The organism is Pseudomonas sp. (assembly GCF_032058845.1).
In the GTDB taxonomy this organism is placed as follows: domain Bacteria; phylum Pseudomonadota; class Gammaproteobacteria; order Pseudomonadales; family Pseudomonadaceae; genus Aquipseudomonas.
This window is the reverse complement of sequence record NZ_DAMCCR010000112.1, coordinates 1-10,192: the sequence shown is the minus strand read 5'-3', so window position 1 is coordinate 10,192 and position 10,192 is coordinate 1. Positions and strand designations below refer to the sequence as shown.

9 protein-coding genes and 1 pseudogene are annotated in these 10,192 nt (G+C 61.7%); 5 read left to right on the top strand and 5 right to left on the bottom strand.

What is annotated here, in order from left to right; translation table 11 throughout:
* The first annotated feature begins 246 nt into the window (after positions 1 to 246).
* The 4 genes and pseudogenes from RT028_RS17435 (at position 247) to RT028_RS17425 (ending at position 2,922) form a co-directional block, all read left to right on the top strand.
* Complete coding sequence (locus tag RT028_RS17435; RefSeq protein ID WP_312936358.1) at positions 247 to 1,053, top strand: TatD family hydrolase; 807 nt, start codon at positions 247 to 249, stop codon at positions 1,051 to 1,053.
* 36 nt (positions 1,054 to 1,089) lie between these two features.
* A pseudogene (locus tag RT028_RS20395) lies at positions 1,090 to 1,746 on the top strand (HAMP domain-containing protein); the annotation flags it as partial.
* Positions 1,732 to 2,616 carry a methyl-accepting chemotaxis protein gene (locus RT028_RS20390; protein ID WP_409567292.1) on the top strand — a complete coding sequence of 295 codons (885 nt, stop codon included), beginning with the start codon at positions 1,732 to 1,734 and terminating at the stop codon, positions 2,614 to 2,616. The pseudogene RT028_RS20395 and the gene RT028_RS20390, both read left to right, overlap by 15 nt.
* Before the next feature lie 75 nt (positions 2,617 to 2,691).
* Entirely contained in the window at positions 2,692 to 2,922 is a 231-nt protein-coding gene (locus RT028_RS17425) for a terminase (RefSeq protein WP_312936356.1), read from the top strand.
* Positions 2,923 to 2,951: 29 nt separating this feature from the next.
* Here RT028_RS17425 and RT028_RS17420 read toward each other — a convergent pair whose 3' ends face one another.
* Positions 2,952 to 3,722: a CHAD domain-containing protein gene (locus tag RT028_RS17420; RefSeq protein ID WP_312936355.1), complete on the bottom strand. Its 771-nt coding sequence runs from the start codon at positions 3,720 to 3,722 to the stop codon at positions 2,952 to 2,954.
* A 15-nt stretch (positions 3,723 to 3,737) separates the two neighbouring features.
* Positions 3,738 to 4,016 (bottom strand): hypothetical protein, encoded by a 279-nt coding sequence (locus tag RT028_RS17415; RefSeq protein ID WP_312936354.1) that lies wholly within the window; start codon positions 4,014 to 4,016, stop codon positions 3,738 to 3,740.
* Positions 4,017 to 4,166: 150 nt separating this feature from the next.
* Between RT028_RS17415 and RT028_RS17410 the strand changes: the two genes are divergently transcribed.
* Positions 4,167 to 5,207, top strand: coding sequence for a patatin-like phospholipase family protein (locus RT028_RS17410; protein ID WP_312936353.1), 1,041 nt, complete (start codon positions 4,167 to 4,169; stop codon positions 5,205 to 5,207).
* An 89-nt stretch (positions 5,208 to 5,296) separates the two neighbouring features.
* Here the strand turns inward: RT028_RS17410 and RT028_RS17405 are convergent, their stop codons facing one another.
* The 3 genes from RT028_RS17405 to lon all read right to left on the bottom strand — a co-directional run bounded on the left by RT028_RS17405 (position 5,297) and on the right by lon (position 10,178).
* The gene (locus RT028_RS17405; RefSeq protein WP_312936352.1) at positions 5,297 to 7,168 is read right to left on the bottom strand and encodes a SurA N-terminal domain-containing protein; all 1,872 of its coding nucleotides are present in this window, start codon (positions 7,166 to 7,168) and stop codon (positions 5,297 to 5,299) included.
* Between the two features lie 185 nt (positions 7,169 to 7,353).
* Positions 7,354 to 7,626 carry an HU family DNA-binding protein gene (locus tag RT028_RS17400; protein WP_312936351.1) on the bottom strand — a complete coding sequence of 91 codons (273 nt, stop codon included), beginning with the start codon at positions 7,624 to 7,626 and terminating at the stop codon, positions 7,354 to 7,356.
* Between the two features lie 155 nt (positions 7,627 to 7,781).
* Positions 7,782 to 10,178 carry an endopeptidase La gene (gene lon, locus RT028_RS17395; RefSeq protein ID WP_312936350.1) on the bottom strand — a complete coding sequence of 799 codons (2,397 nt, stop codon included), beginning with the start codon at positions 10,176 to 10,178 and terminating at the stop codon, positions 7,782 to 7,784.
* Positions 10,179 to 10,192 lie beyond the last annotated feature (14 nt).

The window sequence follows — 10,192 nt, the reverse complement described above, 5'->3', positions numbered from 1 at the left end:
CTGGCCGCCTGCTGCGGGCCCGCCACGCGTGCGCTGGCCGGGCCCGCGCCCAGGAGCCCGATCAGCAGTAATACTGTGAACAACGAGCGTACTGTCACATGCGTATCCGTGTGAGCTGCGCGCTCGGCAGAGGCGCATGGATGACAACTGACATCAACAGACCGTCGCAAACCTTTGAGGTTCTGAGAAATAGTTCCTCTGATGGGGGTTTGCTATGCTGGCCGTCCCGTGGCACGAGGTAGCACCATGCAACTGATCGATATTGGCGTCAACCTGACCAACAGCGGCTTCGACGAGCAGCATGCCGCCGTGATCGACCGTGCGCAGCAGGCCGGCGTGGTGCAAATGGTCCTGACCGGCACCAGCCTGCCGGGCAGCGAGCAGGCCCTGACGCTGTGCGAGCGTTTCGATGAACCGGGACAACACCTGTTCGCCACCGCTGGCGTGCACCCGCACGATGCAAGCAGCTGGCAGGCCGGCAGCGAGGCGCAACTGCGCCAGTTGCTGGCGCACCCGCGGGTCAAGGCGGTGGGCGAATGCGGACTGGACTTCAACCGCGACTTCTCCCCTCGCCCGCTCCAGGAGAAGGCCCTGGAAGCGCAACTGGCGCTGGCCGTGGAGAGCGGGCTGCCGGTGTTTCTGCATGAGCGAGATGCCAGCCAGCGCCTGCTGGCAGTCCTCAAAGGGTTTCGCGACCAGCTGAGCGCCGCTGTGGTGCACTGCTTCACCGGTGAACGCGAGGCATTGTTCGCCTACCTCGACCTGGACCTGCACATCGGCATCACCGGTTGGATCTGTGACGAGCGACGCGGCACGCACTTGCACCCGCTGGTAGGCAACATTCCGTCGGGGCGCCTGATGCTCGAAAGTGATGCGCCCTACCTGCTGCCGCGCACGCTGCGACCCAAGCCCAAAAGCGGTCGGAACGAGCCGGCCTACCTGCCGGCCGTGCTGCAGGAGGTGGCTCGCCATCGCGGCGAAACGCCCGAACACACCGCTGCCCATACCACGGCCTGCGCGCGCAGGTTTTTCGCTTTACCCGAGATTTCTTGACGGGCATCAACGACTTCACCGACGCGCGCGGGCACAATGATGGCACCTTGCCAATATCGTTTCCGCTCAACTCAGAGAAGACCTACCATGGGTGCCTGGCTTAGCAACGTTTCACTCAAATACAAATTCTGGGCCGTCAACGCCGTGGCCTTCTTCACCACCCTCCTGCTGGTCCTTTACGCAGTGAACCTGGAGCAACAAGCCCGGACCGACGCCGCCCGTTCGGCAGCGCAGCGCGAAGCCCAGTTGCTGGCCCAGTGGCCTGCCGGGCAAGCGCTGCCAGTGGCCGCGCACCGGTTGCAGTGGACCGGCGACCAGGCGCCCAGCCTGAACGGCGCCGAGCTTGGCGCACTGCGCGACGCCGAAGGCTGGGTTGCACTGCCAGACACCCGCCTCGACGGTTCCGCCGTCAACGGCGCGCAGGTGCTGCGTCTTGGCGATGGTCGCGTGGCGGTGCTCGCACCGTCGCCCGGCTTCACCGAGGTGTTTCTAGACCGCTTCGGCCAGTATGCCCTGTGCGTCATGGGGCTGATGCTGCTGATGCTCGGCGCCTCGCAGCTGCTGATCCGCTTCCTGCTGCGTCAGCTCAATACGTTGAAGAACGTCATGCTGCAGGTCGAAAAAACCGGTGATCTGTCTGCCCGCGTGCCGCTTTCCTGCGGTGATGAAGTGGGCCAGATGGCGGCGGCGTTCAACGCGATGCAGTCGACCTATCACCGTGTCGTTGGCACTGTGGCCCAGTCCGCTGCGCAGCTTGACGCTGGCGCTGCGCAGTTGGCGGCGAGCATGAGCGATGTGCGCCACGGCATGCTTGGCCAGCAGAGCGAGACCGATCAGGCGGCCACCGCCATCAATCAGATGACCGCCACCGTGCATCACATTGCCCAGCACGCCGGCGCCACCCGAGACCTGTCGCAGACCGCCAATGCCCTGGCCGGCAGCGGCCAACACGTCGTCAGCCGCGTACAGGTGTCGATCGCCGGGCTGTCCAGCGGTGTCCAGCAGACCGCCGAGATGATCCAGCAACTGGCCGACGACACCCAGAAGATCACCGGTGTCGTCGGCGTGATCCACAGCATCGCCGAGCAGACCAACCTGCTGGCCCTCAACGCGGCCATCGAGGCCGCCCGCGCAGGCGACCTGGGCCGAGGCTTCGCCGTGGTCGCCGATGAAGTGCGCAACCTGGCCAAACGCGTGCAGAGCTCCACCGATGAAATCACCGGCATGATCTCGACTCTGCACAGCGGCACCCGCGATGCGGTTGACTACATGCATGAAAGCTCGCTCAAGGCCGACGACTGTGTGCGGCAGGCCAAGGAGGCCGGTGAGGCCTTGGCGGAAATCACCCAGGCGGTCGCGCAGATGCGCGAAAGCAACACCCAGATCGCTGTGGCGGCCGAGCAACAGAGCCAGGTCGCCGAAGAAATGAACCGGGCAATCGTCAGTATTCGCGATGTCACCGAACAGACCGTGCAGCAGACGGTGGGCTCGGCCAGCACCAGCCGCGAGCTGGCGACCCTGGCTGGGGCGTTGAACAAGGCGATAGGCCAGCTCGCGCTATAGGCACCATAGCCAGCCTCGATTGGCTGCCTGCGCACAGGGCCACTACGCTCATGGGGTCGCCGAGAGGAATTGCCCATGAACAGACGCCTGTCCCACCTGCTCAACCACAGCTGGCGCACCTCGCCTCAGGCTGCCCACCCTACCCCGCAGCAGATGCGCCAATTGCTGGCGGTCCTGCTTTTAGTGCCGGGCGCATTGCTGGTGTTGTCCGGGGTGTTTGCGATGGACATCAGCCAACTGGCCATCGGCGTCCTAGTGGGGATCGCCGGCGGTCGGCTGCTGCGCCGCCGTGCCCCTCAGCGCTGAACCCCAGCCATCGACCCCAGCGGTGAGCGTCAGTGCCGGCGCTTGGCCAATGCGCTGCCCAGCCGTTCGAGGGTCTTGTCGGCCTTGGCTTCCAGCGTCTGCAGCTCCTGCTGCCACTGCGGGGTGTAAGCGGCCAGCTGCGGTTGCTGCTCGGCCTGCAGCAGCCACTGCAACCGATCATGCCAGTCGCCCAGATCGCCCTGTGCACGCTTGAGCAGCGTGCGCAGTTTCTTGCCGGCGTGATCGAGCTGCGGGAAGGCCTCGTCGCCATAGCGCACGCGCTTGATCAACAGGCGCAGGCGATGACGGTCGTGCGCCGGGTCTTGCAATCCTTCGCGCAGCTTGCGCCACTGCTTGCGCAAGCGCTTTTCGACATGCGCCCCTGGCTTGGGCAGCAGCCCTTCGCGCTGTGCCGAGCGCAGAAACGACGGTGATGCGTCGAGGATGGCCAGCAGCCGGGTCAGCTCGGCACTGTCGGCCACGCTGGCAAAAGCCCGGGCCTGCTGCCCAAGTGGATGTACGGCCAGGGCATGACCACGCTCAAGCAGATGCGCATCCAGCACCTCTCGGTCACGCATCGGTGTGGTCAGGCGGCCCATGGCCCGCGCCGCGTCTTCGAGCTGCTCGATGCCGGGCAAGCCGCGCAAGGGCCGAATCAGGCTACGAAGACGCCGCGTGGTCGTACGCAGATCATGCAGCGCTTCGCTGTCGGTATTGGCCGCCAACCGCTCGCGACATGCAAGCAGGCGCACCTGCAACGACAGGAGCTCACCTACGACGTGATCAAGCATGGCAGACATGGTCAGACTCCTCGATCAACGCCCGGCACGGGACTCACGGATATAGAAACGCGCTTTTTCGGCTTTGCGCGTGCAGCCTTCGAAGCCTTCGAATTGCTGCTGAGTCTTGGCGCCGGTCAGCAGTGACAGCGCCTTGGAGTAGCTGACCGTGCCAGCAAAGCCTTCGGCCTTGGCCAGGTCCAGCTCTTTCCAGGCGGCATTGAGCTGCGTCCCGCAGCTTTCACGGTACGCCGTCTTGCCTGCACATCCAGCCAGCGCCAGCACGATCAGGGGAAGACAAATCCAGGCTTTCATCAGGAAACCTCACAGGTTGAGACGCAGTGCCTGTTCGACGGCAATGCGGTGCGAAAGTGCCGTGCGGGCGGCGTCCGGCGACTGCCATGATTGAATACCCACGCGCACTGGGTCATTGTGGCTCGCACGCACACGACGCGGGGGATATTCATGAGTAAACGGGTAGCACTGGTGCTGGGCTCGGGCGGCGCGCGCGGCTATGCACACATTGGCGTGATCGAGGAAATCGAGCGCCGCGGCTATGACATTGCCTGTGTCGCAGGCTGTTCGATGGGCGCGGTGATTGGCGGGGTCTACGCCGCCGGCAAACTCGACGAATACCGGCACTGGATCGAGAGCCTGGACTACCTCGATGTGCTACGCCTGGTCGATGTCAGTTTCCGCCTCGGCGCCATTCGCGGCGACAAGGTCTTCGGACAGATCCGCAAGATCGTCGGCGAGATCAACATCGAGCAACTGCGCATCCCCTACACTGCCGTCGCCGCCGACCTCACTCACCAGCAGGAAATCTGGTTCCAGGAAGGCTGCCTGCACCAGGCCATGCGCGCTTCCGCAGCGATTCCCAGCCTGTTCACGCCGGTGCAGCAGGGCAATCGCATGCTGGTAGACGGTGGCATCCTCAACCCGCTGCCCATCGTGCCGGTGGTGTCGAGCCATTGCGACCTGATCATTGCGGTCAACCTCAACGCCACCAACCAGAACCACTATCAACTGCCGGTCATCGAACGCCCCCCGGCGTTCAAGATGCGCTTCGATGCGCTGATCAACTCGCTGGGTGCGCACTTGCCGTTCCGCCGCACGCCCGCCGAAAAGCTCATGCGCATCGATCAGAAGATAACGGCCGGGCAATCGGCCAAGCCCAACCCCTGGCTGAGCGAACCGGCTGATCCCGAAGCCCAGCAACCGGCCGCTGCGCCGCAAGCAGAAGGTGCGCCCAAATCAGCCGTGGGCTCGTTCATCATCGACAACGTCGGGCCTGCCTCGCTGCTGGACCTGATCAACCAGAGCTTCGAGGTCATGCAGACCTCGCTGGCGCAGTACAAGATTGCCGGCTATCCGCCCGATGTACTGATCAACGTGCCCAAGCGGGTCTGCCGATTCTTCGAGTTCTACAAAGCGCCCGAGCTGATCGCCCTGGGTCGGGAAATCGCCCGCGACACCCTGGACAACTACGAAAACCAGCAACGCTGACGCAGCTGGCCTGGCAAGGGGTGCAAAGCACATGCTGCAGAAACTGAAACGGGCCGCATCAGCGGCCCGTTTCAGTTGACACGACTCACTCAGTAACGGGTGATGTCGGCGTTCACTTCCAACTGCTTGCGGTACGCAGCGAAGTCCTGCTGACCCGCGCGTGAGGCCAGGTAGCGGGCAATCTGCTGCTTCTCCTGCTCGGTGGCCGGGGCCCCTTCGTTGACACCTTTGAGCTTCAGCACCACCAGGCTGCCATCGTTGAGCACAACGCTGCTGTAGGCAGGCTTGTCCTTGGCTTCAGGCTTGGCCATGCGGAACACCGCCTGCAACTCGACAGGGTCGATGCCTTCCTGGCTACGGCTGACCGCTTCCTGCACCTTCCAGCTCTGACCTTCGTGAGCAGCATCGGCCGCCACGGAACCCGCTTCAAGGCCTGCTACCAGCGTGTCGGCCTTGGCTTTGAGTTCCGCGGTTGCCTGATCCTTGGCCAGCTGGTGGCGAATGCTCTGAGCGACGGTTTCCAGCGGCAGTTGCTCAGGCTTGCGGTGCTCTTTGACGCGCAGCACGACGATGGTTTCCGGGTCCAGCTCCAACGCGTTGCTGTTGGCGCCTTCGTCGAGCACTTCGTCGCTGAACGCGGCCTGGATGACCGCACGGTTGGCCGTGATGCCTTCGCCCCCATCACGCCCGAACGGCTTGGAGGTCTGTACCTTCAAACCCAGGTCCTGGGCAGGTTGCGCCAGGTCGGAGGACTCGAACGCCGCATCTTCAAGCTGCTTGGTGACTTCCACGAAGCGTTGCTCGACCTGTTGGGTTTTAAGCTCGCGGGTCAGCTTGGGTTTGAGGCTGGCGAAACTTGGCACTTCAGGTGCCTCGACGCCCAGCAGCTTGATCAGGTGATAGCCAAACTCGGTGCGTACCGGCGCCGAGACCTGACCCTTGTCCAGCTTGTACAGCGCGTCTTCGAAGCTCGGGTCATAGACACCGGGGCCGGCAAAACCAAGATCACCACCGGCGGCGGCAGAACCCGGGTCTTGCGAGAACTCCTTGGCCAGTTTGGCGAAGTCTTCGCCTTTGGCCAGACGCTGCTGGATTTCATCGATGCGGGCCTTGGCCTGTGCGTCGTCGGTCTTGTCATTGACTTCGATGAGGATGTGAGCGGCTTGACGCTGCTCGGCCAGATTGGCCGTTTCCTTCTCGTATTGCGCTTGCAGCGCGTCGTCGCTGACGTCGACCTGGGCGAAGAAGTCGGACTTGTTCAGCTCGATGTAATTCACGACCACTTGATCCGGGGTCATGAACTCCTTCGCATGCCGGTCGTAGTGGGCCTTGATTGCCTCGTCGCTGACCTTGATCGAGGCAGGGTCCGCCTTGAAGGTCATCGAGGCGAAGTCACGGGTCTGCTTTTCAAGACGGGCAAATGCCTGCACCTGCTTGTCAGTCACGAAGCTGCTGCCGGCCAGGCCGGTACGAAGTTGGCCGATGAGCATTTCCTGACCGAGCATGTCGCGGAACTGCATGCGGCCATAACCCAGTTGACGAATGACCTGATCGAAGCGCTCTGCACTGAACTTGCCATCAACCTGGAATTCGGGCGTTTGCAGAATGACCTGGTCCAGTGCGCCTTCCGAGAAGGCGAACTTCGCGTCCTTGGCGCCGTCGAGCAGCAGTTTGCGCTCGATCAAGCCCTTCAACGCTTCCTCGCGGAGCATCTTTTCATCAAGACGTGCTGGATCGAAATCCTTGCCCAGCTGTTGCATCAGCTGGCGGCGCTGCATGTCCACGGCTTGACTCAGCTCGTTCTGGCTGATGGTCTCGCCGTTCACCTTGGCGGCATCCTGGCTATGGCTGGCGGCTTGGAAAATAGCTTCGAAGCCGGTCAATGCCATCAGCACCACGATGAGGCCGATGATGGTCTTGGCAATCCAACCCTGTGAATTGTCCCTGATATTTTGCAGCATGCGTCCCCCAGAAACGGTTGTACCACTGCGTAAACAACCGCGGAGCGTGGGTAGAGTCCATATATAAAGAAAGGCGCATCCTGTGGATGCGCCTTCTCAAAGCGGGCGTGCCCGGTGGGAAAAACTGTATTCCCGCCGTCACGCGGTCGGCCCCGACAAGGTCAGGGCCGGCTGAAAAAGACGACTTAGTTGACGGCGTCTTTCAGGCCTTTGCCAGCCTTGAAGTTCGGCACTTTGGCAGCGCTGATCTTGATCGGGTTACCGGTTTGCGGGTTACGGCCAGTGCGCTCGGCGCGCTCCTTGACAGTGAAAGTACCGAAGCCGACCAGTACCACATCGTCACCTTGCTTCAGGGCACCGGTAACCGATTCGAGGACAGCATCCAGCGCCTTACCGGCGGTGTTTTTCGGAATGTCAGCAGAAGCGGCGATAGCGTCAATCAGTTCCGACTTGTTCACTCTAAGTCCCCTTAATTTCTCTAAATTGAGTTTGTTTCTAAGTATGTAATAAAGCTTACAAATAACGCTGACTGGGTGGCCTGGTGACGGTGCGAGGCGCTTTATAGCAAGCCCTCGAAAAAAATGTCAAGGAAGGCCACCCAGGGAAATACGTACTAATGCGTGCTGATTCTTTCCTTCGCATCGCTGTCGCGCTTTTCATCTTTGGCGACAATCTCCGGAGCCACGTCTGGCAAGGGCTCGGGGGCGTATTGCAGCGCAATTTGGAGGACTTCGTCAATCCATTTGACCGGTTTGATGTGCAGATCCTGTTTGATATTTTCAGGAATCTCCTTCAAATCACGCACGTTCTCTTCAGGAATGATCACCGTCTTGATGCCGCCACGGTGAGCCGCCAGGAGTTTTTCCTTCAGACCACCGATGGCCAGCACCTGGCCGCGCAAGGTGATTTCGCCCGTCATGGCGACATCGGCGCGCACCGGGATCTGCGTCAAGGCCGACACCAGAGCCGTGCACATGCCAATCCCGGCACTGGGGCCGTCTTTGGGCGTAGCCCCTTCAGGCATGTGGATGTGAACGTCGTGCTTCTCGTGGAAATCAGCCGGAATGCCCAGGCTGCGGGCCCGGCTGCGGACAACGGTCTGCGCGGCGGTGATCGATTCAACCATGACATCGCCCAGGGAGCCGGTCTTGATCAACTGGCCCTTGCCAGGAATCACCACCGACTCGATCGTCAGCAACTCGCCACCGACCTGAGTCCAGGCCAGCCCGGTCACCTGCCCGATCTGGTCCTGCTGCTCTGCCAGGCCATAGCGGAACTTGCGAACGCCCAGCAGATGCTCGAGCTGCTCGCCCGTCACCTTGACCTTGAACTGCTTCTCGCCTGCATGCTCTTTCACCACCTTGCGGCAGATCTTGGCGATCTGGCGCTCAAGCCCGCGCACGCCCGCTTCACGGGTGTAGTAGCGGATGATGTCGCGGATGGCGCTGACATCGATCTCCAGTTCGTCCTTCTTCAGGCCGTTGGCCTTGATCTGCTTGGTGGCCAGGTACTTGACTGCAATGTTGATCTTTTCGTCTTCGGTGTAACCCGGCAGGCGAATGATCTCCATCCGATCCAGCAAGGCTGGCGGGATGTTCATCGAGTTCGAGGTGCAGAGGAACATCACGTCCGACAGGTCGTAGTCGACCTCCAGGTAGTGATCGTTGAAATTGTGGTTCTGCTCGGGATCGAGCACCTCGAGCAGTGCCGAGGCGGGATCGCCGCGCATGTCGCTGCCCATCTTGTCGATTTCATCGAGCAGGAACAGCGGGTTACGCACGCCGACCTTGGTCATCTTCTGGATCAGGCGGCCTGGCATGGAACCGATGTAGGTGCGGCGGTGGCCACGGATTTCAGCTTCATCACGAACACCACCCAGCGCCATGCGGACGAACTTGCGGTTGGTGGCGGTTGCAATGGATTCAGCCAGGGACGTCTTGCCCACACCGGGCGGCCCTACCAGGCACAGCACGGGCCCGCGAATCTTTTTGACGCGCTTCTGCACGGCAAGGTATTCGAGGATACGATCTTTGACTTCTTCCAGGCCGTAATGGTCAGCGTCGAGGATCTCTTCGGCCTTGGCCAGGTCCAGGCGCACTTTGCTCTGCGCCTTCCACGGCACTTGCACCAGCCAATCGAGGTAGGAGCGCACCACGGTGGCTTCGGCTGACATCGGCGACATCTGCTTGAGCTTGTTCAGCTCTGCCTGAGCCTTGGTCAGCGCGTCCTTCGGCAGGCCGGCGGCATCGATGCGCTTCTTCAGCTCTTCGATTTCGTTGTGGCCTTCATCGCCGTCGCCGAGCTCTTTCTGGATGGCCTTCATCTGCTCATTCAGGTAGTACTCGCGCTGGCTGCGCTCCATCTGTTTCTTGACGCGACCGCGAATGCGCTTCTCGACCTGCAGCAAATCGATCTCGCCATCGAGCAGGGCCAGCACGTGCTCGACACGCTCCGACAGGTCGATGATTTCGAGAATGTCCTGCTTCTGCTCGATCTTCAGCGCCATGTGGGCAGCCATGGTATCGACCAGGCGACCAGGCTCATCGATGCTGTTCAGTGAAGACAACACCTCGGCAGGCACCTTTTTGCCCAGCTGAACGTACTGCTCGAACTGCGACAGCAGTGTGCGTACGAACACTTCGGACTCGCGCTCGGCAGCCTCGACTTCATCGATCAGGGTGACTTCGGCACGAATATGCCCGTCCTGCTCGGTGAAATGCTCGACCGCACCGCGCTGCTCGCCTTCGACCAGGACCTTGACCGTGCCATCGGGCAGCTTGAGCAATTGCAGAACGGTAGCAACGGTACCGACCCGGTAAAGCGCATCTTCACCGGGATCATCGTCAGCTGGGTTTTTCTGGGCCAGCAGGAGGATCTGCTTGTCGCCCGTCATCGCTGCCTCGAGGGCCTCGATGGATTTTTCGCGCCCCACAAACAGCGGGATGACCATGTGCGGGTATACGACGACATCGCGCAATGGCAAAAGAGGCAAGTCGAGGGTGGTCTTCATGATTTCGCCTCTAC

Excerpts from the sequence above, each read along its gene's own strand:
- RT028_RS17435 (WP_312936358.1), top strand. The coding sequence starts at position 247 with ATGCAACTGATCGATATTGGCGTCAACCTGACCAACAGCGGCTTCGAC.
- RT028_RS20390 (WP_409567292.1), top strand. The coding sequence starts at position 1,732 with ATGGCGGCGGCGTTCAACGCGATGCAGTCGACCTATCACCGTGTCGTT.
- RT028_RS17425 (WP_312936356.1), top strand. The coding sequence starts at position 2,692 with ATGAACAGACGCCTGTCCCACCTGCTCAACCACAGCTGGCGCACCTCG.
- RT028_RS17420 (WP_312936355.1), bottom strand. The coding sequence starts at position 3,722 with ATGTCTGCCATGCTTGATCACGTCGTAGGTGAGCTCCTGTCGTTGCAG.
- RT028_RS17415 (WP_312936354.1), bottom strand. The coding sequence starts at position 4,016 with ATGAAAGCCTGGATTTGTCTTCCCCTGATCGTGCTGGCGCTGGCTGGA.
- RT028_RS17410 (WP_312936353.1), top strand. The coding sequence starts at position 4,167 with ATGAGTAAACGGGTAGCACTGGTGCTGGGCTCGGGCGGCGCGCGCGGC.
- RT028_RS17405 (WP_312936352.1), bottom strand. The coding sequence starts at position 7,168 with ATGCTGCAAAATATCAGGGACAATTCACAGGGTTGGATTGCCAAGACC.
- lon (WP_312936350.1), bottom strand. The coding sequence starts at position 10,178 with ATGAAGACCACCCTCGACTTGCCTCTTTTGCCATTGCGCGATGTCGTC.